The sequence below is a fragment of the Amycolatopsis keratiniphila subsp. keratiniphila genome (genome assembly GCF_001620365.2).
GTDB lineage: Bacteria > Actinomycetota > Actinomycetes > Mycobacteriales > Pseudonocardiaceae > Amycolatopsis > Amycolatopsis keratiniphila.
Window position 1 is genome coordinate 14007 of the sequence record NZ_LQMT02000040.1, and the last position, 23388, is coordinate 37394.

Here is a 23388-nt window from a genome sequence, read left to right on the forward strand (position 1 = left end):
TCTTGTACGGGCCTTGTACGGCGATCCTCCATCCTGGCCCCCTATTCGGGGAAACCACGGGAGGACACAGATGAAGATCCGATCGAGGATCGCCAGAGGCATGGTGGGGGCGGCGGGCACCATCGCGCTGACCGGGGCGATCATGCTCGGCGGTGCGGGCCAGGCGCTCGCGGCGACGGGCACGGTGAACACCGACTCCGGTGTGGCGGTGACCGTACGGTCGAGCCCGAGCACCAGCGCGAGTTCGGTCGGCACCGTCGCGAGCGGCACCGCCGTCACCATCGACTGCCAGACCAACGGCTCGACGGTGACCGGGAAGTACGGCACCACCGACATCTGGGACTACGTGCCGTCGAAGGGCGGCTACATCAGCGACGCCTACGTCTACACCGGTTCGGACGGCCGGGTCGCCCCGGACTGCGCCGGCAGCACCCTCTCCTGCTCCACCGCGGGCACCGGCAACCCGCGGACCTGCGCCGAAGCCATCGCGTGGGCGAAGGCGCACGTGCACACCCACAACGACCCGGACTACTACCGCTGGTGCGACCGGATCAACGCGTGGGCCTACGGCTGGAACGCGAGCGGTTCGGAGACGGCCTACGTCCACTGGACCCAGATCCCGGGTTCGTTCAAGCACCCCGGTGACACCCAGGTCCCCGCGGGCGGGCTCGCCTTCTTCAGCAACGGCGGTACCGGGCACGCGATGTTCTCCATCGGCGGCGGCAAGTTCCTGTCGAACGACATCCACGGCCCCGGCAGCTTCACCGAGACCACGATCGCGGAGATCAAGAACACCTGGGGCTACACCTATCTCGGCTGGTCGCAGCCGTGGTTCAAGATCAACCACTGACCGCACGAGTGGCCTCGAAACGCTGCCGGACGAAGGGGTCCTCGTCCGGCAGCGTTTCCTCCGCCCGCCAGGAGAAACTCGTGGCGGTCAGCTCGGAGAAGATCCACCGGCGCCGGACGCCGCCGGTGTCCGCCTCGATCTCGAAGCCGTCCTCCGTCGGCTTGCCGAGGAACGGGATAACCCAGCCGTTGCCGGGGCCGAGCCAGGTCGACCGGAACGCGTCGATCTTCTCGTCGTAGAAGCGCAGGCTCATCCCCCACTCCCCGTCCACACCGCCGGTCCTGCTCGCCCTGGCCGGGCTGATCCACACGTCGGCCAGCGCACGGCCGTCCAGCGCCCAGCCGAAATGCCATTCGCCGTCGACGGTCCGGACACTCCCGTCCTCTGCGTGGTTGTGCACCACCAGATCCCAGCTGCCGATCAGCGGCTCGAACACGCTCAACCGGGCGGCGAGTTCGGGGCGTGGCCCGGCGGCGGTGAACACGGCGGCGATCCGTTCGGTGACGTCCATGCGGCCAGGATGGGCACTTTGACAGTATGCTGTCAACTATGAGCGAGCTCGTCCACGACTACCGGTTGCTGATCGCCGACGTCTACGAACTGGCCGGGGTGAGCCGCCGGATCAGCGAACGGGAGGCCGCCGGAGAGGGCACGACGGTCGCCCGCTGGCACGTGCTGAGCACGGTGTCCGAAGAACCACTGGCCGTCCCCGCCATCGCGCGACGGCTCGGCCAGGTCCGCCAAGCCGTCCAGCGCGTCGTGGACGACCTCACCGAAGCCGGCGAACTGTGCGCGCGGCCCAATCCCGCGCATCGGCGCTCGGCCTTGTACGCCATCACCCCCGAGGGCGAACGACTGCTGCGACGACTGTGGGACGCGAGCGAAACCCGGCGCCGGGACGTGCTCGACCACAGCGGTGTCACCCCCGATGAGCTGCGGCGAGCCCGCGAAACCCTGCGCAGGTTGTCAACCGCGCTCAGCTCGTGAAACCGCCCTTTCGTCGCATCGTGATAAAAAGCGGCCGCTCCATCGGGTTAGAGTTGACGGATGGGCACCGAAGCTCTCGCTACTCCCGCACCCCGGGAGCAGCGTGTGCTCATGCAGGCGATGCTCACCCGGCTGCCCGAGTTCAGTGATCGCCTCGCCCAGCTGCTCAGCGACGAGGACGAGTTCTACCACCAGGTGGACAGCACCGCGCCGGACGAGTTGCGCAAGGTCTGCCGGGCCAACCTCGAACGTGCGCTGACGGCACTCGTCGAGGGGCGTGGACTGCCGCTCGACGCGGCCCGCAAGACCGGGCTGGCCCAGGCCAGGCAGGGTATCCCGCTGCCGTCCGTGCTCCGCGCCTTCCGGATCGGCGGGATCTTCGTCTACGAGCGCCTCCTGGAACTGGCGGGTCCCGGTTTCATCAACCCGGCGCGCACGGTGGAGATCAACTCCAACGTATGGAAGACCATCGACCTCTACTCCGACGCGCTGACCACCGCGTACAGCGAGGTCGCCGCCGAACTCTCCCAGGAGAAGCTCGCCCTGCTCGACGGTCTGTTGCAGGGCCGGTTCGCCACCCAGCCGGAGCTCGAGAACGCCGCGAAGGAACTCGACCTCCCGGCCGCGGGCACGTTCGTCGCCGTCGTGACCGAGGCCGTCGAGCCGGAGGAACGGCCCGGCGTCGAGGCACTGCTGAGGGCGCGGCGCTGGAAATCGGCCTGGCGGCCGGGCGCCGAGGTCGGCCTGGTGGTGATCGATCGCGTCGAGGACGTCCGGCGGCTGCGCGACCTGCTGGGCACCCTGCCCCTGGCTGCGGGGATGAGCAGGCCGTTCAACGGATTCCTCGAAGTGCCGGACGCGGTCCACCGGGCCCGGATCGCCCGCCGCTCGCTGGCCGCGGGCGCCGCCGGTGTCGCCGTGTTCGGCGACTCGCCGGTCACCACGCTGGTCGCGAGCGCGCCGGAGATGTCGCGGGACGTGCTGCGTTCGGTGCTGGCCGGGCTGCTGGTGCTGCCCCAAGCCGAGCGGCAGGTCCTGCTCGACACCCTGATCGCGTGGTTCGCCGGACACGGCTCGGCCAAGGAGGCCGCGGACCGGCTGATCGTCCACCCGAACACGGTCCGCTACCGGCTGCGCCGGGTGCAGGAACTGACCCGGCGCGACCTGTCCGACCCGGTCGACGTCGGCGAACTCTACGTCGCGCTGGAAGCGGTCCGGCTGACGGAGGCTTAGCCTCTTCTCTCCGGCGCCATGTCGGCGTCGATGATCCTCGCGAGGTCCAGCAGCGTGTGCCCGAGACCGGGCCGCGCGGTGAGCCGCACCGCGAGTGTCCGGCCGCGCGCGGTGGTGGCGACCGGCAGGGTCACTTCGGGATTCGCGGATCTCGTCCACTGTGGACGGCGCCCGGCCGCGGACAGGACGATGTCGGGATGCGGCGACCGCCGTCCGGGACGCCACCGTGACCTCCTGGCGTCGAGATCACGGATCACGTTGCCGTGCAACGAAAGCAGCGCGGCGACGTCGGCGACGGCGTCGCGGAGCTCGATGTCGGTGATGGAATCCGAGTAGGCGCCGATGTCCAGCGCGCGACGATCGTTCGGGTCCTGCGGCACAGAGTTCCTTTCCACGCACCGGAAGTCGTCCGATGGTGGTCCCCATCACGTTGTTCCGGGGAACAAACATGTTTGGCGGACTGCGCCGAATGGGTGCGCCCGTACCACCTTCCGGTCGCACGGCGTGCCTGTGACCGTCGGTCACACCTTTGACGCCGACCGGCGCGCGGGCCAGTATCTGGCGACTGATTACCGATGGGTAATGTGTCTCACCAGGAGGACCGTTGCGTCGAGCGTTGAGCCTGATCTTCTTGGCACTAGGGGTGTTCGCCGTCGCCGGCGCGGTGCTGTTGCCGACCTATGTGAAACCCCAGCTCGCCAAGGTGCCGCTGAACCAGGAATCGACGTCGGTCCTCGAAGGCACCGCGTCGAAGGTGCTCGCGGTGAAGACGGTGGACGGCAAGACCGTCACGGAGATCCGTGACGACGCCAAGCTGAAGGCGACCGCCCGCGTGGTGGCGAACTTCGCGCCGCCGGAGATGCAGGAAGGCACGGACGTCGCCGTGTGGCTGATGGCCGTGTCGGTGGTCGACACCAGCGACCAGACCGTCGTCAGCGCGAGCAAGCGCCAGGTCTGCTTCGACCGCCGCACCGCGGAAGGCTACGTGCCGCCGGGCGGCGGCCAGGAGTCGAAGTGCTCCGACAACAGCAGCTTCGTCACCAAGCTCAAGGAGAAGCCCGCGAAGGAGGGCGAGAAGCCCGAAGAGGTCCAGGAGTACAAGCCGCAGCCCGGCCTGAACTTCAAGTTCCCCTTCGACACCGAGCAGAAGGACTACCAGGTCTACGACGACAACACCGGCCGCGCGGTCCAGGCCCGGTTCAAGGGCGTCGAAGAGATCAAGGGCGTCGAGGTCTACAAGTTCGTCCAGGAGATCCCCGACACGAAGATCTCGATGAAGAAGGTGCCGGGCTCCCTCATCGGCGCCACCGGCGATTCCGTCGAAGCGGGGCAGTTCTACCAGGGCACCATCACGAGCTGGATCGAGCCGGTGACGGGCATCCAGGTCAAGCAGGAACAGCAGTCGCATCAGGAACTGCGGTCGGCCGCCAACCCCACCCCCACAGTGGTCTTCGACGGCAAGCTGGCCTTCACCGACGCCACCGTCGACGCGATGGTCAAGCAGGTCGACGAGAACAAGGGCAAGCTCGACTTCATCGGGAGCACCGGGCCGATCGTGCTCGGAGTGGCCGGCGCGGTCTTCCTCGCACTCGGGGTCTTCCTTCTCGCGAAGCGCCGCCCCGCTCCCTCACGTCACTAACGCTTGCGCAGCACCATCACCAGATTCCACGACGCGACCTCCCGCACACCCGGGACACGCGCGATCCATTGGGCCCAGGAGGGGTGGTAGCGCGGGTAGACCTCCTGGAGATCGGCGAGCGGCGCGGACTTCCCCCACCGGATGGCCGCGCCGGCCGAAAAGGCGAAAAGACTCTCGCCGAATTTGTTCTTCGGCTCCTTTCCGTTCTTTTCGACATAACGCCGGCGGGCGTAGTGGCCACCGAGGAAATGCCACGGTGCCGTCTCGTGCCCACCCCACGGTGAATACCACGGTGTGAACGAGGCGAAAATCGTTCCGCCGGGTTTGGTCACCCGGCACATCTCGGTCAGCATGACCTCGGGTTCGGAAACGTGTTCGAGGACGTTCGACGAATAGCAGACGTCGACGGACGCGGTGCGGACGGGCAGTTTCGTCCCGCTGCCGCGCACCATGTTCTCCCCGGCCTCGCCTCGCGCCGTCAACTCGCCGACGTCGGGATCTATGCCCAGGTACGTGGCTCCCGCGGCACGGAACGCGTCGGAGAAATAGCCGGGGCCACCACCGACGTCGACGATGGTTCGGCCGTTCAACGGAGTGTGCTGCGCCAATTGCCGGACCGAGTCCTCGGCGAGCACCGAGTAGAAACCGTCCGGATCCGTCTGTTCGGTGAGAAAAGCCCGGAACAACGTCACCGATCTGCGCAAGGTGGCGCGATGAGGCATCGTCACTGGGGTCACCGACCGATTACCGACCATCGAACCATCGCTTTCCGAGAATGATTCATCTACCGTGTACGCACCGGTAACCTAGCATTGTCGCTAACAGGTTGGGAGAACCACGATGGAAAGGCCACGTGTGCTGCTCGTCAACTGGCGCGACACCGGGCATCCGGAGGGCGGCGGCTCCGAGCGGTACGTCGAGCGGATGGCCGAAGGGCTCGCCAAGGCCGGATACCGGGTCGAGATCCAGTGCGCGGCGTATCCGGGCGCGAACGCCGGGGAATGGCGTGACGGTGTCCGCTATCGCCGCCGCGGCAACAAGTTCGGCGTGTACCTGCACGCGCTCAGGGCGATCCGGAAGGCACACGCCGATCTCGTCGTCGACGTGCAGAACGGGATGCCGTTCTTCGCCAGGCTCGTCGCGGGCTGCCCGGTCCTCGTGCTGGTGCACCACGTCCACAAGGAACAGTGGATCAGCGCGCTGGGCGAGACACTGGGCCGCATCGGCTGGTGGATCGAGTCGAGGCTGGCACCGTGGCTGTTCCGCCACTGCCGCTACGTCACGGTTTCCGAGATCACCAAGGGCGAACTGGCGGGCCTCGGCATCGAGGGCTCACGGATCACCGTGGTACCCAACGGATTGGACACTCCCCCGCGCGGCAAGGCCGTGCGGGAGACCGAACCGACGCTGGTCGCGGTCAGCAGGCTGGTGCCGCACAAGCGGATCGAGCACGCGATCGACGTCGTCGCCGAACTGTCCCGGCGCTGGCCGACGCTGAAGCTGGAGGTCGTGGGACAGGGTCCGTGGGAAGAGGTCTTGCGCGAGCACGCCCGCGACAGGGGCGTCGAGGACCGGGTGCGGCTGCACGGCTGGGTGGACGAAGACGAGAAACACGAAATTCTGGAACGGTCATGGCTGCATCTGTGCCCTTCGGTCAAGGAGGGCTGGGGCATCGTCATCATGGAGGCCGCTGCGCACGGTGTGCCGTCGGTGGCCTACCGGGCGGCGGGCGGGGTCGCCGAGTCCATTGTGGAGGGCAAGACCGGACTGCTGGCCGACGACTTCGCCGATTTCACCGCGCAGGTCGACGGGCTGCTCGCCGACCGGGCGCGGCGGACCGAAATGGGCCGGGCCGGGGTCACGTGGGCCGGTCTGTTCGACTGGGAGCACAGCGTGAACCGCTTCGAATCACTCGTGCGCGACGTGGCCGGGGTGGCTATTCCCCACCCGCGGGTCCTGACGCCGCAGGGCTTCCACGATCCCGTCGGCCAGGTCGGCCGTGGCGGCGTCGTCGAAGTCCTTGCGGCGTGCGCGCACGGTGACGGTGCTCGTCTCGCCGACGGTCACCGCGCCGAACGCCACGCCTGAGCGGCCGCTGGCGGCGGGATAGAACGCGATCGAGGTGACCGCGTCGGCCGCCGAAACGACGCCGAGGTTGGAAACCAGATAGGTCGAACCGAGCCTGCCCGCCAGCAGCCGGGTGCCCAGCCGGGCGATCCGGCTGCTGCGGGCGGGGAAATCGGGCTCCGGCGGCCGCGTGGCCAGCAGCGCGCCGACTTCGGCGACCGCGGGTCTCCTGCCGAGCCGCAACCGGAAAAAAGCGCTGTCGTGCACGGGTTCCGGGGCGGCTCCGCCTCGCCACGACGCGCCGACCGCGGCCACCACACGTGTGGTTTCCTCGCCGTGCCGGGCATTCCACGTCTCGGTCAGGTCGGCGGCGGCTGCGGCGAAGGCGGAGGACCCGAACCGTGAGCGCGGGAGGGTCCTGGCGCTGAACACGTCCCCAGGCCCGCTTTCGACTCGTTCCGGGGTGATTCTCGCCGGAGGCGCGAAAAGCGCTTCAGCGAGCCGTTGGAAGGCCGAGACGAGAAAGGACCGGTCCGCCGTGCGGGCGCCGATTCCCTTGGCGGCGGACGAAATCGGGACGTCGAGCGCCAGCCCGAGGACGGCGAGCAGGCCGAGACCGTCGAGCGCGCCGTGGTGCGCGGCGATCAGTACAACCGGTTCGTCGGTGCCGACGGCGACCCGGAGCAGCGGGGCGCCGCGTTCGTACGCCGCCTCGGCGAACCGATCGCGGACCGCCGGAAGTTCTTCGCTCCGAACGGCTTCGACGTCCGGAGCGGCGCCGAGCCACGGCCGTTCCTCGACCGCGACCGCCAGCCGCATCCGCGCCTTTTCCGGCGTCAGGGCCGAAGACAGCCTCGCTTCCAGGAGGATGCTCCAGGAAACGGTGGGGTCGCCGTAGAGCCCGACGACCCGGCCGGCGTGGTCGGAAGCGAGCTCGGACACCGGCTCAGCGGTTGCCGTAAATGACGTGCTCGGGGCTCGAGTTCGGGTTGAACTGCTCCTTGATCTTCGCCTGCACCTGGGGGGCGGCGTCCGGATCGGCGGTGTTCGTCAGCGCGTAACTCCCGCCCGCGGCCGTTGCGAGCCCGATGATGACGGCGGCGGCCGCGCCGATGAGGGTGCCCAAGACCTACTCCTTCCGCGACAGGGAATTCCTGCGTCGGCTCAATGTACGCACCGGTAACTTGAGGCACAACAGTGCGGCCGCGATCGACACCAGCGCTACTCCGTTTGCCAGCACCACGGGCGCCGATGATCGCGTCCCGGTCACGGCGGGCTCACCGGGAGTGCGGTAAAGCGTGAGCCAATCACCGGACCACACCGGTTTCGCGCCGGTCAGCAACCGCGGATCGACCCGCCCCGGCGTTCCGTGCTCGACGAGGATCCAGCCGATTCCCGCCGCGGACAGGTCTTCCGGCGATTTCGCCGCCCGCACTCGGTCCATTCTGGAATCCTCGCCGGAGATCTCCTCGCCGCCGACCCGCAGCGTGTCGTCGACGAGCACCGTCTTCGGGAGTGCTCGTGGCGCCGGGTCCAGCTGGGTGCGGTGGTCGTTCCAGGCGAAACTCCGGAACGTGGACAGCGGCAGCGCGACGACGTCGCCGGGCCGGTCGTCTTCGGCGAGCACCCGGTGGACGGCGTTCCAGTCGTCCGGGTAGCGCACCGCTTCGATCCTTCCCCAGCCGCCCCAGGCGAGATCGGGCATGGTGAGCAAGGGAAAGAGCGCGGCGGCAGCGACGAGCGTCCCACGCGCCGCCCCGGTCCGCAGGCGCGCGGCGGCGGCCTCGACCGCGAGCGCGAACCCGAGCGCGACCGGAAGCGCCCACCAGGCCACCCATTTCTGCGCGTCACGCAGGAGGCCCACGCCGGGAACGTGTCCCGTCGCCCAGGACAGCACGGGCTCGCCGAACGGCAGGGTCGCCAGCGCGGCGAGTACGACACCGAGAACTCCCAGCACCAGCAACGCTCTCGCCGGCGGCGTGCCCCACTTCCGCGCCAGCGGGCGGAGACCTGCCACGGCCACGGCGACCGTGACGAGGATCAGCACCGGCGCCATCGGCGCGCCCCGGCTGCCGGGGACGACATCGCCGTTCCAGATCCCGCCGAGCCCGAGCACGCTCAGGATGGCCGGGCCCCAGCTTTCCGCGCGGGCGCTGAACGCGGCCACCCCGGCGGGATCGGACAGCGTTCCGCCTTCGTGCAGGAGCGTCGGGACGAGCCACGGCAGGTTGAGCACCACGGCGAGACCGAGGGTGTGGCCGAGTTTCCGCGGTCCGGCCAGGGCGATCGCGGTGAGGGCGGCCAGCACTCCGCCGGGCGGGGTGAGCATCGCGGGGGCACAGGCGAGGATCAGCCGCGCGAGCGCCCTCGGTTCGTTCCGGCGCAACGAAAGCGCGGCGCGCACGATCCACGGGAGGCAGGCGTAGGTGAGCAGGAGCGGCCAATGCCCGATGAACAACCGCTCCGCGAAGTAGGCCGTCCACGCGTAACCGGTGGCGGCGACGATCCGCGTACCGAGTTGCTCCGTCGGGACCAGCCGCGCTGCGCCGTATGCCGCCACGAACAATGAAAGCAGCAGAATGATTTTCTGGACGATGTCGCCGGGAACGACGGCGGTCGCGAGCGCGATCACGGCGTCGGCGGGGACCGATCGCGACAGCGCGGAACCGAGCCCGACCGCGTCCGGGATCAGCGACTGACGCTGGGCGAACACCATGTCGTAGCTCAAGACGAAGCCGCGTCCGAGCACGGGCAGGAACACCAGCAGCGCCAGCCCCGCCGACACCGCGGCCAGGGCGAGACGTTCGCGCCGTGCGTCCAAGTGCCCTTCCCTTTCCGCCTCGTTCGCGGTTATGGTCGCCGAGATTACTCGCCGGTAATGGGAGCTCTGTTGAGCGTAGACGTCGAGGTCGGCCAGACCAGGACCGACAAGCGTGTCGCGGCGATCCTCGTCTCGCTCGCGCTGGCCGCGAACAACGCCGGCGCCTACGCGCTGAGCATCGTCGCAGCCAGGCTGCTCGCGCCGAGCGCGTTCGGCGAGCTGAGTTCGCTGCTGGCGGTGCTGGTGATCGGCGTCGTGCCCGCGATGGGGTTGCAGACCGTGGTCGCGCTGCGGGTGGCCCGCAAACCACAAGACAGCGGGACACTGCTCGCGCTCGGCCTCACGACGAGCGCCATCGTCGCGACCATCGGGCTGATCCTGGCGCCGGTGCTGGTCTTCGTGCTGCACCTGGACTCGGTGGTGCCCGCGCTGCTGCTCGCCGTCACACTCGGGCCGCTCACGCTGCTCGGCCTCTTCCACGGCCTGCTGCAGGGCAGCGGCCGGTTCGCGCTGCTGGCCGGGCTCATGTCGCTCGAAGGCGCCGGGAAGGTCGGCGGCTCGCTGGTCGGCCTGCTGATCGGCGGTGACGCCACCGGCGCCCTGGCAGGCACCGCGATCGGCTCGTACCTGGTGATCTTCTGCGGCTGGGTCCTCTGTGGACGGCCGCGGCCCCGCAAGGCGGGCTGGCACGCGGGCGAGGTCCTGCACGCGGCTCAAGCGATGCTGGCGCTGGTCCTGCTGGTGAATCTCGACCTCGTGCTGGCACGCCACACCCTCCCCGCCGGGGAAGCAGGTGAATACGCGCTCGGCGCGATCGTCACGAAGATCGCCTACTGGCTCCCCCAAGCCGTCGGTGTCCTGGTGCTGCCCCGTTTCGCGAACGGCGACGACCGGCGCCGCATCCTGCCCGCCGCCCTGACCGTCTGCGCTGCACTGGACGCCTTCGTGCTGTTGGTTTCTTTCGCTTTCGGGTCGCGCCTGCTCGCGTTCATCGGCGGCTCCGGCTACGCCGCCAGCACCATGCCGGTCTGGCCGTTCGCCCTCGCCGGCTCGATGCTCGCGCTGGTGCAGATCCTGCTGTTCTCGCGCCTCGCCGCCGGTGACCGGCGGGTGACCTTGCTGATGTGGACGACCGTGGTGGTGGAGACGGTGCTGGTGACGACTTGGCTGCACTCTTCGGCCGCTCAGGTGGTGACCGTCGCTGCTTGCTGTGCCGGGGGTTTGGCGCTTTCCGGGGCTTTGCTGGAGCTGCGGTCGCGACGGCGGTGAGGCGGGACTGTGTGGATTTTGGGACGTCAGATGTCCAGAAATCCACACAGTCACGCATGAAAGGCCCAGTCACGACGCCAAGCCGCCCGGTTCTGTCGTTGATCGGCTCCAAGCTGTTCGAGTGCGTAGAGGAGATTGGGCACGCCACCCCTTGATCACCAACGGCCCGAAAGTGATCACGGCGAAACAGCTCGAAGCCATCGGCATGCCGCGCCGGACGATCTCGCGAAGGTGCGAGCCCGGCGGGCAGTGGCGAATGCTGCTGCCCGGCGTCGTGCTGCTCCAGAACGGCGAGGCCACCGACGAGCACAAGATCCACGCCGCGCTCCTGCATTCCGGGCCCGGCTCGATCCTGACCGGCGTACGCGCGTTGGATCGCTACGGGCTGCGCAACCTCCCGCACACCGACGAGGTCCACATGCTCATTCCCGCGAACCGCTCGGCAGCGGACTGCGGGTTCGTCCACATCGAACGGTCTCGACGTCTCCCGAAGCCCAGACCTCGGTCCGGAGTCCCGACGGCTCCAGTACCCCGCGCGGTGATCGACGCGGCGCGAAGGACACCGCACAAGGACGCGATCACGGCGATGATGGCCGAATCCGTCCAGCGAGGTTTCTGCCTGCCGCAATCCCTCGCCGACGAACTCGACGCAGGCCGCCGGGCGAGTAAGGAACCCCTGCGAGGCGCTCTCCTCCCGATCCTGGGCGGCGCGCGGTCGGTCGCCGAAGCCGACGCCTGGCGCCTCTGGCAGCGATCGGACCTGCCCGAGTGCCGCTGGAACGTCAAGCTCTTCGGCGCGGACGGCACCTACATCGCGCAGCCCGACGGCTGGTGTGACGAACTGGGCTTCGCCTGGGAAATCGATTCCCTCGGGCATCACGCGGGAGACACGGGGTTTCGCGACACCCTCGCCCGCAACGCCCGTTATGCCGCGGCCGGGATCGTCGTCGTCCAGACATTGCCATCAAGGCTGCGTTCGGAGCCCGACAGAGTTGTAGCCGAGCTCCGGGCGGCGCTGGACAGCGCTCGCCTACGACCGCGGCCCGACGTCCGGCTCGGCTGAGCGGCCGGCGAACCAAGGCACACACATCGCCACCATCGCCGCCGCGGCCAGCAGCAGCGAAGCCTGCGTCACCGGCCCATAGGCCCACTCCTGCCCATGCCCCAGCAGCCGCCCCACCACAGCGACGAGCGTTCCCACGACCATCCCACCGAAGGCGAGGTATCGCGGCGCGCGTTCGCTGAACTGGCGGGCCAGCAGGACGGCGATCAGCAGCACGATCGGCAGCATCCCGCCCAGTACGGCCAGCAGTCCGATCAGGACCACCGGCACCACCGGCCCGGAACCGGCTTCCACCGAAATACGACGACGGCGGACCGGCCACAGCGCCCCGGCCAGCACCAGCAGGATCGCGACCGCCCCGATCAGCAGGCCTGAGCGGTACTTCCAGTCCGGCGTGAACTCGAGTTGCACGACACCACCGGAGCCCGCGGGCAGGATCCACGCCTGCTGCCAGCCGTCGACGCGCGTCTTCACCAGCGGAGTTCCGTTCAGCGAGGCGGTCCAGCCCGCGTTCGCGTTCTCCGGAACGGCCAAAATGGACTCGCCGCCGCCCGCCACGGTGACCGATCGGGACGTCGCGTCCCACGAGTCCACGGTGACGGCGCGATGCGTGGCGGGCGAAACGGCCCGGCCCGCCGGTTTGAGCCAGAGGTCTTGGACCACGAAGGACTCGGAACGGTCGGTCCGCAGTTCGTGCCCGCCGGCCGCCAGGTCCACGCCGCCCGCCGAATCGGGACACGCGGACAACGTCAGCGGCCGGTGCGCGACGAAGTCGGCGAGCGTGCCGCGCACGGAGGTGTCGTAGTCGAAGCCGTCCAGGCGGACGTTCGGGCCCGATCCGCAGGGCAGGGCGAATTCCGCGGCCGGGGCGGGAAGTTCCGCGCCGGTCAGGGAAAGGCTCCCGATTCCGAGCGAGTGCCGGGTCCGCTGGTCGTCGTCGAGGCCGGCGAACGCGATCTTCAGCTGCGAGGTCTCCAACGGCGGAAAAGTCGCCGCGCCGGAGGCGTCGAGTTCGACGGAACGGCTCGACGTCGGAGTCGTCAGTTCCAACCGCGCTGGGGCACGCGAGTCGGCGACACGGATCCCGGAGATCGTCTGCGGTTTCGCCCAGTCCAGGGTCATCGTCGGCCGCAGATCCGTGACGTCGGGCTGCCAGGCGGTCACGGGATTCCCGTCCACCGCGGCGAACGCGCTCGCGGACGGATCCCCGCCCAGTTGCGACGTCGCCGAAACCTGCAAGCCCGGAAGCGCCACCGGGACCCGTCCACCGCCCGCCGGCAGCACGGTGCCGCCGAACTCGTAGGTACTCTGCGACGTCGTCGAGAACAGCCGCCGGATCCCGGCCGGTTCCTCGCCGTCACGGCCCGCGTTGGCGTCACAGCGGCCGGACACGCACGCGTACCTCGGCTGCGACCCTCGGGTGAACGCGAATCCCGGAGCCGTACCCGCCCCGAGATCGGCGGGGACTTCCAGCGCACGCTGCGGTTCCACGCCGGGGATCTTCAGCTCCGAGATCCCGACGTTCCCGTCCTGCCTGCCGACCACGAGCGACAGCAACGTGATCCGCACCTTGCGCGTCACCCCTTCCGGCACCGGATAGGTGTGCGCCCCCGCACCGCGGACGACCTGGTGATCGACGGAACCGTTGTCCGTGGTGATCCGGATCCTGGTCGGCGGCCAGCCGACGCGGATGTCGTCGACCATCGCGAGATCGACCGAGTTCACCAGCCGCGGGGTGTCGAGCTCGACTTCGAGCCACTCCCCGATCGGCCCCGTGAAGCTCGACGAATGCCAGGCGGTGCGCGGATCCCCGTCCAGCGCGGCGAACGGCTGATGGCTCGGATCCGAGCCGCCGAAGGCGTCCGCGAACGAAGCCGCCGTCGACGCGGTGACCGAGCGGATCCCCCGGTACGCGGCCACGGTCTGGTGCTGCTCACCAGGAAACGGCAGGACGTCCAGCGCGGCTCGTTGCTGGCGCGGGGATTCCCCGGCGGTCAGCGTCTGGCTCAGGTTGTCCCGCACCCCGCCGACGTTGCGTTCGGCGCGGCGCAGCCCGTCGGTGACCAGCCTCGGCCCCGTCGGCGAACCGCCGTCCCCGGTCAGCACCGTCGGCGTACCCGGGTCGAGCTGGCCGGAGTTCATCAGCGGCAACAGGTTCTCCGGGCCACCGCTCACCGTCGGGACGTCCTTCGTGGACGTCGCGGTGACGAGCGGCACCGGCCGTTTCACCTCGAAGACCTCCAGCGGCCCGAACTGGGCCGACTTCTCGATCCCCGGCGATCCGGCCAGCCCGGCGCGCAACGTCGTGAAGTCGGGCGCGCCGACCTTGGCGCGGTCGACGTCGCCGCGCAGCAGCAGGAACCGGTAGCCCGACCGCGCGAGCAGCGCCGCGAGCCCGGGATCCCCTCTGCCGTCGGCCAGGGCCGCGTCGACCGAGTCCATCAGGCGGGTGTTGCCCTCCGAGCCCAACGGCACCTGGTTGCGCACCGCCCACGGGCTGTCAGCGATGGCCTGCGCCGGTTCGTCCACCGTGCGACCCCAGTCGTACTCGCCGAACCCGGTCGCGGGCAGCAGCAGCGTGCGCGCCGTCGCGTCGGTCTTGGCGACGTAGCCCATCGCGTCGTACCAATATCCCGGCACCTCGTCCCAGCCAGGCCCCGGCCGCAGCGTCAGCAGCCACACCGGCGCGGCCATCACCACGACCAGCAGGGCACCCAGCGCGGGCCGCAGATTTCGCCGCAGCGCGGGCGCGGCGCTGGTGATGCCGTGGACGAACGCCAGCATCAACGGCAGCCGCAGCACCGGTTCGAACTTGTGCACGTTCCGCAGCGGCGCGAGCGGGCCGTCGAGCAGATGCCGCACGGGTTCCGCCAGCGGGCTGTCGAGCGTCCCGACGTAGCCGACGGTCAGCAGCGTCAACCCGGTCAGCACGCCGAGCACCAGGAACCGCCGTTCGGGCAGCCCACGCCGCGCGAGACCGAACAACCCGACCGCGGCCACCAGCCCGGTCGCCGTCATCAGCACCGGGTTGTCGATCAGCGCCCAGCCCGAGGGCCACCATGGCGTGCCCTGCACGACGTAGGCGACCCACTGGTTCGTGCCGCGCAGCACCTCGAACAGCGACATCGGCGCCGTGGTGTTCGTCGCGGATTCGATGTAGTCGAGGAACGGCAGGCTGTACTGGCCGAGCAGTACCAGCGGCAGGAACCACCACAGCACCACCCCGACGACGAAGACGAACCACCAGATCACCAGCGCGACATGCGTGCTCCGCCATTTCCGGGTCAGCAGCCACAATCCCGGGAGCACGAGCGCCATCACGACCATCGCGCCGTTGATCCCGCCCATGCACAGCACGGCGAGCGCGGACAGCCCGGCGGCACGGCGCGGCGAGCCGATGCGATCGGCGAGGATCAACGGCAGCAGAACCCACGGCAGCAGGACGGCGGGCAGCATTTCCGAGGACAGCGAACCGATTTCGGTGACCATCCTCGGCGCGAGGGCGTAACCCACTGCTCCGATCAGCCGAGTCCGTTCGTTCCCTATTTTCAGCGCGCGGGCCACCAGCAGGGCGCCGCCGAACGCGACCGAGAGCAGGATCGCGCACCACAGCCGCTGCGCGATCCACACCGGTATCCCGACGGCTTGGCACGCCGCGAAGAACGGCCCCATCGGGAACAGGTAGCCGTAGGCCTGGTTCTGCAGCTCCCCCGCCGTCGCCTGGGGATTCCACAGGTGCAGCGCCCGGCCGAGGAAGGCCAGCGGATCCACGGCGAGGTCGAGTTTCGTGTCGAAGGTCGTCCTGCCGGGACGCTGCACAAAGGACAGCACGGTGAGTGCCAGCACGATCCACGTGCTCGGCCTCTTCACGAGCGCGCCGGGGGTTACCATCCGGTAGATACTAGGCGGAAACGTGGCTATTATGCGCCCTATGACAGACGGTTTCGAAGAAGCGTGGTCGCTCGCCGAACCCGTCAAGGGCTGGATGACGCGGGATCAGGGACTCGCCTTGTGGAACGCCGCGTGCCGGCTGGACAAGGGCGATCTCATCGTGGAGATCGGCAGCCACCAGGGCCGTTCGACGATCGTGCTCGCGAGCGCCGCCCGCACGGTCGGGGCGCGGGTGGTCGCCGTCGACCCGTTCGTCGACGGCCGGTTGTTCGGCGGATCGCCGACACGCCAACGGTTCGAGGCGAACCTGAGGCAGGCGGGAGTCGACGACGTCGTCGAGCTCGTGGCGGAGTACAGCACGAAGCTCCGCCCGCGCTGGGACCGTCCGATCCAGTTGCTCTACATCGACGGCAAACACGACTACTGGACCTACACCGACGACCTGCGCTGGTCGGCGAACCTCGACGACGGCCGGGAAATCCTGGTCCACGACTGCTTTTCCTCGATCGGCGTCACACTGGGCACAATCGCGAAAGTCCTCTTCGGACGGCGCTACACCTATCTCGACCGCGCGACCTCGCTGGCCCGGTTCCGGCTCGCTCCTCCGTCGGCGAAGGACAGGCTGCGCGTGCTCGCCCAGCTGCCGTGGTTCGCGCGCAACGTCGGGATCAAGATCCTGCTGCGACTGCGCCTGGCCCCCGTCGCGAAGATCTTCGGCCACGACAGCCCGTACGACCCCTACTGAGTGAGCGGTTTGCCGACGTCGACCTTGGCGAGACAGACTGGAGCACCCTTCGCGGACAGCTGAAAGCCGATCTTGTCGAACAGACCCTCGATCGGCAGGTACATCGTGTGCAGGCCGGGCTGGAACCACACCGGCACGCGGGTCCCGTCGCGATCCACGAACCCTTCGCCGCCGTCCGCGGTGAAGTAGTCGATACGGAGCAGGTACCGGCCGAGAACGGGCGTGTCCAACGGAACCCGGACCAGTTGCTCGCCGACGGTGTACCCACAGCCCGCCACCGGACCGGGCACGCCGCGGGAAACCGGTTCCACGCCGGTGATCGTCCTCGCGGTACCCGAGTCGTCCAAAAGGGACATCCGGCTGGCCGGCTGATCGAACTGGAAACCCGGGATCAGGCCCACCACCCGTGAAGTCCGGGCGTTCTCGCCGAACCAGCCGTGCAGGATGTCGTTCGGCACGGGCGAGTCGAACAGGACGAGGTCGGGATCCCGCTCGATCGAAGCTCGCGCGTTGGCGAGGAACTCCCGGGAGTGCTCGAACCGTAATCCGGGCGCCAGGCGGGAAAAGCCCACGGCGGAACTCGCGAGCAAGGCGAGACACAACGCCAGGGCGAACGGACGTTTCGCCGAAGACGGCACGGGATCCGAAGGCCGGTCGAGCGGTTTGGGCTCCAGGAAGGCGAAAGCGAGACACAGCGCGACGACGAGCGCCAGATCGGCGACGTAACGGGGATCGCTGCCCAGTTCCGGGCCGACCTCGGTGAGCCTGGTGGCCGCCGAAAGCCCGATGTCCGCCACGAACACCAGGCCCAGCAGGATCCACGCCTTCCTGGCCCGTAGCCCGCCCACGCGGCTCCCGAACACCAGCACCGCGACGGCCACGAGCAGCAGCACGATCCGCACCACCACGGGGGAAGCGGTGAACGTCGCGCCGGGGCCCGGTCCCGACCATGGTCCGCCCACCATCCCGGGGATCAGGGTGTCGCCGAGCATCCTGCCCGTCATGTCCGCGACCGTGCCGACGGTGACGGGACCGCCGCCCTGCCCGACCTGGCTCGTGGTCAACGTCAGGAAAACGGCGGCGTAGCCAGCGAGAACGGCAGCCAAGACACCCATCAGCACGAGGTGGCGGCGCAAGGAAATCCCGAGCAGCACGGTGATCCCGGCGATCAGCACCGGGATGAACACCGCCTTTTCGTAGAAGGCGAGCCCGAACACGGTCCACGCCACGGTCGCGATCGCCCAGCGGCCGCCGTCGGCGAGGTAGCGCACGTGCGCGTGCAAGGCGGCCGTGGCCGCCAGTAGCACGGGCGCGATCTGGATGGCGTACGCCCACCACAGTGTCGGGACGAGCAGCAAGGTCGATGTCGTGAACATCGTGAACGGGACGAGAATCCCCCACCGCCGCCCGAAACAGCGCACCAGCACCGCCCACAGCAGCACCGACGACGCCGCCTGCATCACCAGGACCGGTGCCATCAGCACGGCGAAGTTCAGTGGTGCCAACGCGGTCACCACGTCGGCGAGCAGGAATCCGCCGGGCGCGAGATGACCGTGGTAGTCCTGGAAAAAGTAGCCGAAGTCGAACGGGCCCGCCTTCGCGGCGTGATAGGTGATGACGAAGTCGTCCTGCGCGAGGCTGCCGCGCAGCGCGGCCCACACGTGCAGGACGAACGGGATCACGCCGGCCGCGAAGGCGGCGAGCGCGACCGGCGAAGGTCTTTTCCCCCGGAGAGCCACGGGTCGCCTCAATTCTTGCAGGTCGGCGGCTGGCACATGATCTTGCTCAGCGCCTGGTAGAAGACGTCCGAGATCTTCCTCGGATCGGGGGTGGTGAACGATTCCCCGCCGGTGGCGGTGGAAACCTGCCGCAGTTCGGACGCGTCGATATCCGGCCCGATGCCGATCCCGATGACCGGCAACGGTTTCCGCGGATCCTGGAGCTTGCCCAGTTCCTCCAGCAGCCGGGGCAGCCCGATCGTCTCGCTGTCCTCGTTGCGCCCGTCGGTGAGCACGACGACCAGGTTGATCCGGCCGGGTTTCCAGTTCTGCCTGGCGTTCTGATACGCGGCGAGGATGGAGTCGTAGAGGCCGGTCGCGCCACCGGCTTTCGGGCGTACGGCTTGGAGTCGCGCGACACCGCCCGAAGCCGTCTGCTCGGCGATCGTCTTCATCGGCAGCAGGACACGATGGTCCTTGTCACCGTCCAATTTGGTCGAGAACAGCCACAAACCCAGTTCCGTCGTGGGTTTGAACAGGCCGAGCCCCTGCGTCGCGGCTTGCAGGGTGAGTTCCATCCGGCTCTTCCCCGTACCCGGCACGGCGGCGGCCATCGAACCGGAGACGTCGAGCAGCACCTGGACGCGGGCGCTCAGGTTCGTCCCTGCCCAGGCCTGCAGGACGGCGTACAGGTCCGCCACCGGCGGGGCTCCCGGCGGACGCGGCGCCGGATCGGTCCGGCCGTCCTGCGCCCGCGGCACGGCGAACTGGCCGCTGGGAGCCCGGAATCCCGCGTCGGCGAAGATGCCGCCGGCGAGCGGGTCGAGCAGCAACCGCAGGAAGCGTTCCGCCGCGGTCCTCGACGCTTCGGACGCCTTGGGCAGCACGACATACGGATAGTCGAAGCCCTGCACCGGGACACCCGGGTAGGCCGCCACCAGGTTCCGCGCGAGGACGGATTGTTCGGTCGTGGGAAAGGCGGCCGGGAACCCGTCCGGCGCCGGGTTCAGTTTCCGCATGGCGGCGGTGAACGCCGCGGCCGGGTCGGGTTCCTTCTCGGTCAGCTTCCGCAGCGCGAGCAACGTGCCGACGCCGAGCGGATCGCGTGCCGGATCCGGGATCCCGATCGGTGCCCCGTCGAGGATCTCCTGCCACGACGGGGTTTTCCCCGGCCAGCCGAACCGCCGCGCGGTTTCGTCGGGAAGTCCCAGTACCACCGGGGAATTCGCCACCGACTGACCGGATTCCGGCAGGTTCCACGCGCCGGCGTCCCTGGCCTGCGACAACATCGTGCTCGACTCGGGGACCCAGACGTCGGGCCCGCCGGAGGCGGTGGTCCCGAGCAGGTCGGCGGTCTTGGCCGACTCGCTCGCGGTCACGTTGACACTGAAGCATTCTTCCTGCGGCACGGTCTTCGCGAGCCGCGTGAGCACCGGCGCCACGTCGGGCGCCGCGGTGATCTCGACCGGTGTCAACGCGTCACATCCGTTGCCAGCCAACCGGGCCCGCAGGTAGTCGACACCCCACCAGGCGCCGAGCGCGATCACCAACAACAGACTCAAGACGACCACGGGCGCACGCCTCGGGCCGTCCTGCATGTGCGTGCCTCCGAGGTGCGGGGTGAGGACCTGGGATGTTGCCCAATCCGCCCGCGAACGTCAACCCTCGGGTAACTTAGCGCGCCCCGTTGCGGCAAACGGCCTAACGAAACCCGTGACTCACGTGATCAGAGCCGTGACTCGCGTGATTGGAGGCGGAACTCGTGAGTTCCGCCTCCAATCACGCGAGTCACGGCTCCAAGCACGCGAGTTCGGCCTAGCCGAAATACCGTCCGGCGCCGATGTGGGCACCGACGGACTGCCACCAGCCCGCATCGCCGGTCGAATCGATGCCGTCCGCGATCACCGTCACGCCCGCCATCGTCGCGGTGTCGATGAGGTTCCGCAGCGCGCGTTCCGCCAGCGGTTCCGTCCGCCGCTCCGCCAGCCGGGGCGCGATCCGGACCGTCCGCACGGGCACGTCGACCAGGCAGACGACGTCGCCGCCCGCGCCGAAGCCCTGCAGTTCCGCGTCCACCCCGATCTCGGCGAGCAGGTGCAGGTTGTCGACCGTCTCGCCGAGGTCCGCGAGCACGGCCTCGGTGGGAAAGCCCAGGCGAAGCCGTGACGGTCCGAGACCGGTCGTGGCCAGGATGTTCCGCACCGTCCCGACGAGATCGGGGTCGGCGGCCTGATGCGGGGTCAGTCCCACGACCATCGGGAGCCTGTCGTCCGATTCCTCGCAGGCGGTGCGGATGAGCCATTCGCCGAGCGGCACGATCAGGCCGGTCTCGTCGGCGAAGCGGACGCAGGTGTCGTGACCGATCCGGCCGTGACGCGGATGGTTCCACGCGAGCCTCAGCTCGATACCCGCCGGCCTGCTGTCCGCGAGCCACGTCAGCGGCCGGAAGCCGACCTCGATCTCACCGGTCTCCCAGGCGCCCGCCATGGAGACGGCGAGGCCGAACTCGTGCCGCTCCCTGCTGTCGAGCACGGAATCCGACAGCGCCCACTGCCGGTAGCCGTTGGCCTGCGCCCGGCGCAGCGTCATATCCGAGACGCGCAGCAGTTCGTTCGGCGCGATGTCCCTCGGCGGCCGGTGCACGACGCCGACGCAGGCCGAAACCGCGACGCCGCTGCCGCTCTCGAGGTAGACCGGTTCGGACAGCTCCTGGTTGATCATGCCGATGACGGTGGCGACGTCCGGGCTGGTCGCGGTGTTCTGGATGAGGATGCCGAATTCGTCGCCGCCGATCCTGGCGACGAGCGCGTCCTCGCCGCCGACGACGGTCCGCAGCTTCGCCGCGACGTTCTTCAGCAGGTCGTCGCTCTGCCTCTGGCCGAGCCCGCCCGCGATCAGCGAGAACCCGTCCAGGTCGAGGTGATAGACCGTGACGCCGAAGGACGGATCGGCGTGCCGCAACGCCTTCTCCAGGCGGGTGCCGAAGCACTGCCGGTTCGGCAGGCCGGTGAGCGGATCGTGCAGGGCCTGACGGCTGAGCTGGCGCTGCAGCAACGAAACGTCCGTGTCGCCGTCGACGAGGGTGATCAACTGCTGGGCTTCACCCGCCGGGTCTCGGATGACGGCGCCGGTGAACGCGGCCCACGGCGGTTCCTCGTCCTCGGTCACGAGTCTTCGCGACAGCTCGAGCCGCTGGCTTTCGCCGTCGAGCAACTTCCGGTAGCCCTCGCGCAGGCCGTCGACGTCGTCCGGGTGCACGAGGTCGTAGAGGTTGAGCCCGATCAGATCCGCGACGGGCCGGTTCAGCATTTCGGCGAACGCCGGGTTCACCCGCTGGACGCGGCCGTCGACCCTGGTGACGGCCACGCCGGTCGCCGAGCCGGTGAACAGCTGCTCGAAACGCGCCTGCGTCAGCACCAGCTCACGCCGCGTCTCGCGTTCGAGCGTGACCAGCGTGCGGCTCAGATCCTCTTGCTGCGTCTGGATGCTCTCGCGCAACGCCTCGCCGTAGCCGGACGCGAGCGCGCCGAGCACCTGCAACACCCGTTCAGGGAGCGACTTCACGCCCCGCAACTCCGGCTCGTGCAGGAGCCCCTTGCCGAGTACGTCCATCGTGCGGCGCAGGCTGTCCGGCCCGACGCATCTGAGCGCGACGAGCCGCGCGCCGGCCTCGGTGGCCTGCGCGGGCTCGGCGTCCTCGCTCAGCACCGCGTCGAAGATCTCGTCCAGCAGAGTGGCGAAATGCTCTTCGATCTGGGCGTGGGTATACGGAAGATACGCCGTACCGGTGACCAGGTAGGCCCACTTGCGGGCCAGCGTGGCACGGGTCGGCGCGGCGTTCTTCCGCTTCGGCGCTGCGGAGGATGAAGTTCTCTTCGGGGCGTCCGGCGATACGGGGAACTCATCGCCGTCCGGAAGTGGGGCAGTCACGTCCGCCGGTCCTGGGGTCGCTTTCGTATTCCGTCGTGGAGGGACATCCTCCACGATTCTGATGCCGTACTCACGGTTTGACGGTAACCCAATCGGGTGGTCACCCTACGGTACTGCAACACCGACCTTTTCCCTCAGCCAATCGCGGGTGGCGTCCCGATACTGGGACGCGTTGCGATGTAACGCCAGCGAATGTCCGGCACCGGACAGAACATACGTGGAAAGCTCGGCCTCCGGCCGGTAGAACGGCGCTTCCGCCGGACGCAGCGACTCGGCGCTCGAGCAGTCGCGAAGCGAGAAAAGACCGCAGAACAGGATGTCCTCCGACCCGATGGCCTGGAGAACGGGTACCCGGATGTCTTTCGTCGCGGGCAGCACGATGCCGAACACGGCGACCGTCCCCATTCCCGGGACCGAAACCTGATCCTTGGTCGCCTCGTCCGCTTCGATGACCCGCGGGTCGGTATTTTCCGTCGCGTAGAAAAGTCCGGCACGCGCTCCCGGTTTCGTCGTGAAATAGAGCGGATCGCTGCCCAGCGAACCGAGCCGCCCATCGGTGAACGCGGGCTGAAGGCCGAAAAGCACCCCGAACGTCAAGGCGGGGACGGACGGCAGATGCGTCATTCCGGTGAGGATCACGCCGTCGACGTCGTGATACGTCGAGGCCTCGGCCGCGACGATGCCCGAACCGACCGAATGCCCGACGATCACGACCTTCTCGAACGGCGTGCCGCCGACCCGCCCGGCGCGCAGATGACCGACCACCTCGTGCATCGACCGCGCCAGCACCGGCAGCAGGAGCGGCAGGCTGGCCGGTTTGCTGCTCCCGCCCGAACCGAGCTGGTCCGCGGCGAAGGTCGCATATCCGTGCTTCGCCATGTCCCGCTGATAGGAGTAGCGATCCGGGTCGTAGGGCAGGTCCCAGTAGGCGCTGTTGTAGGTGCCGCCGTGCACCAGCAGCTGGACCGCCTCGGGCGCCGGGCCCTCGGGCAGGCAGAACCGGCCGTGCACCGTGGCGGGTTCGCCGAGCGGGCCGGTGACCGGGAGGTCCAGATCGGAACAGCGGACGTCGACGGCCTCTGCCGGGGCCGCGACCAGGAAACCACCGAGGAGCACGCAGCAGGCGGCCACCGCCGTGGCCAGTTTGAGCGGCATTCGCACAGGACCCTCTCCGG

General features: G+C 69.1%; 18 protein-coding genes. 8 read left to right on the forward strand and 10 right to left on the reverse strand.

Features of this window, described 5'->3' with window-relative positions; all coding sequences use genetic code 11:
• Positions 1 to 70: 70 nt before the first annotated feature.
• Entirely contained in the window at positions 71 to 850 is a 780-nt protein-coding gene (locus tag AVR91_RS37025) for a hypothetical protein (protein WP_063272576.1), read from the forward strand.
• Here the strand turns inward: AVR91_RS37025 and AVR91_RS37030 are convergent.
• A complete protein-coding gene (locus AVR91_RS37030; protein WP_063272577.1) occupies positions 840 to 1361 on the reverse strand; it encodes a hypothetical protein in 522 nt (173 codons plus the stop codon). The two genes, AVR91_RS37025 and AVR91_RS37030, sit on opposite strands and share 11 nt — an antisense overlap.
• A 38-nt stretch (positions 1362 to 1399) precedes the next feature.
• On the opposite strand from AVR91_RS37030, the gene AVR91_RS37035 reads away from it, so the two are divergent.
• Complete coding sequence (locus AVR91_RS37035; protein ID WP_063272578.1) at positions 1400 to 1837, forward strand: MarR family winged helix-turn-helix transcriptional regulator; 438 nt, start codon at positions 1400 to 1402, stop codon at positions 1835 to 1837.
• 60 nt (positions 1838 to 1897) lie between these two features.
• On the forward strand, positions 1898 to 3070 hold the full coding sequence (locus AVR91_RS37040; RefSeq protein ID WP_063272579.1) for a PucR family transcriptional regulator: 1173 nt from the start codon (positions 1898 to 1900) through the stop codon (positions 3068 to 3070).
• Here AVR91_RS37040 and AVR91_RS37045 read toward each other — a convergent pair.
• On the reverse strand, positions 3067 to 3450 hold the full coding sequence (locus AVR91_RS37045; protein WP_016335307.1) for a hypothetical protein: 384 nt from the start codon (positions 3448 to 3450) through the stop codon (positions 3067 to 3069). The two genes, AVR91_RS37040 and AVR91_RS37045, sit on opposite strands and share 4 nt — an antisense overlap.
• 224 nt (positions 3451 to 3674) lie before the next feature.
• Between AVR91_RS37045 and AVR91_RS37050 the strand changes: the two genes are divergently transcribed.
• Positions 3675 to 4709 (forward strand): DUF3068 domain-containing protein, encoded by a 1035-nt coding sequence (locus AVR91_RS37050; RefSeq protein ID WP_043848213.1) that lies wholly within the window; start codon positions 3675 to 3677, stop codon positions 4707 to 4709.
• On the opposite strand, the gene AVR91_RS37055 is transcribed toward AVR91_RS37050, so the two are convergent.
• Positions 4706 to 5401, reverse strand: coding sequence for a class I SAM-dependent methyltransferase (locus AVR91_RS37055; protein ID WP_063272580.1), 696 nt, complete (start codon positions 5399 to 5401; stop codon positions 4706 to 4708). The genes AVR91_RS37050 and AVR91_RS37055 overlap by 4 nt on opposite strands.
• Positions 5402 to 5564: 163 nt before the next feature.
• Between AVR91_RS37055 and AVR91_RS37060 the strand changes: the two genes are divergently transcribed.
• Entirely contained in the window at positions 5565 to 6797 is a 1233-nt protein-coding gene (locus AVR91_RS37060) for a glycosyltransferase family 4 protein (RefSeq protein ID WP_063272581.1), read from the forward strand.
• Positions 6798 to 7722: 925 nt separating this feature from the next.
• On the opposite strand, the gene AVR91_RS37070 is transcribed toward AVR91_RS37060, so the two are convergent.
• Together AVR91_RS37070 and AVR91_RS37075 are read right to left on the reverse strand one after the other, a co-directional pair.
• Positions 7723 to 7902, reverse strand: a complete 180-nt coding sequence (locus AVR91_RS37070) for a hypothetical protein (RefSeq protein WP_016335312.1) — start codon at positions 7900 to 7902, stop codon at positions 7723 to 7725.
• A gap of 3 nt (positions 7903 to 7905) precedes the next feature.
• Complete coding sequence (locus AVR91_RS37075) at positions 7906 to 9597, reverse strand: hypothetical protein (RefSeq protein ID WP_063272583.1); 1692 nt, start codon at positions 9595 to 9597, stop codon at positions 7906 to 7908.
• A gap of 69 nt (positions 9598 to 9666) precedes the next feature.
• On the opposite strand from AVR91_RS37075, the gene AVR91_RS37080 reads away from it, so the two are divergent.
• Both AVR91_RS37080 and AVR91_RS37085 read left to right on the forward strand, forming a co-directional pair.
• Positions 9667 to 10866: a lipopolysaccharide biosynthesis protein gene (locus tag AVR91_RS37080; protein WP_063272590.1), complete on the forward strand. Its 1200-nt coding sequence runs from the start codon at positions 9667 to 9669 to the stop codon at positions 10864 to 10866.
• Positions 10867 to 10987: 121 nt separating this feature from the next.
• Complete coding sequence (locus AVR91_RS37085) at positions 10988 to 11929, forward strand: hypothetical protein (RefSeq protein WP_228709440.1); 942 nt, start codon at positions 10988 to 10990, stop codon at positions 11927 to 11929.
• On the opposite strand, the gene AVR91_RS37090 is transcribed toward AVR91_RS37085, so the two are convergent.
• Positions 11897 to 15820: an alpha-(1->3)-arabinofuranosyltransferase gene (locus tag AVR91_RS37090; protein ID WP_063272584.1), complete on the reverse strand. Its 3924-nt coding sequence runs from the start codon at positions 15818 to 15820 to the stop codon at positions 11897 to 11899. The two genes, AVR91_RS37085 and AVR91_RS37090, sit on opposite strands and share 33 nt — an antisense overlap.
• Positions 15821 to 15860: 40 nt before the next feature.
• Between AVR91_RS37090 and AVR91_RS37095 the strand changes: the two genes are divergently transcribed.
• Positions 15861 to 16565, forward strand: a complete 705-nt coding sequence (locus AVR91_RS37095) for a class I SAM-dependent methyltransferase (protein WP_063272585.1) — start codon at positions 15861 to 15863, stop codon at positions 16563 to 16565.
• On the opposite strand, the gene AVR91_RS37100 is transcribed toward AVR91_RS37095, so the two are convergent.
• The 4 genes from AVR91_RS37100 to AVR91_RS37115 all read right to left on the reverse strand — a co-directional run bounded on the left by AVR91_RS37100 (position 16559) and on the right by AVR91_RS37115 (position 23368).
• Positions 16559 to 18304: a hypothetical protein gene (locus tag AVR91_RS37100; RefSeq protein WP_083737897.1), complete on the reverse strand. Its 1746-nt coding sequence runs from the start codon at positions 18302 to 18304 to the stop codon at positions 16559 to 16561. The genes AVR91_RS37095 and AVR91_RS37100 overlap by 7 nt on opposite strands.
• A gap of 8 nt (positions 18305 to 18312) precedes the next feature.
• Positions 18313 to 19881, reverse strand: a complete 1569-nt coding sequence (locus AVR91_RS37105; RefSeq protein ID WP_063272586.1) for a substrate-binding and VWA domain-containing protein — start codon at positions 19879 to 19881, stop codon at positions 18313 to 18315.
• A 217-nt stretch (positions 19882 to 20098) separates the two neighbouring features.
• A complete protein-coding gene (locus AVR91_RS37110) occupies positions 20099 to 22213 on the reverse strand; it encodes an EAL domain-containing protein (RefSeq protein ID WP_063273807.1) in 2115 nt (704 codons plus the stop codon).
• Between the two features lie 105 nt (positions 22214 to 22318).
• Complete coding sequence (locus AVR91_RS37115; protein ID WP_143254224.1) at positions 22319 to 23368, reverse strand: alpha/beta hydrolase; 1050 nt, start codon at positions 23366 to 23368, stop codon at positions 22319 to 22321.
• Positions 23369 to 23388 lie beyond the last annotated feature (20 nt).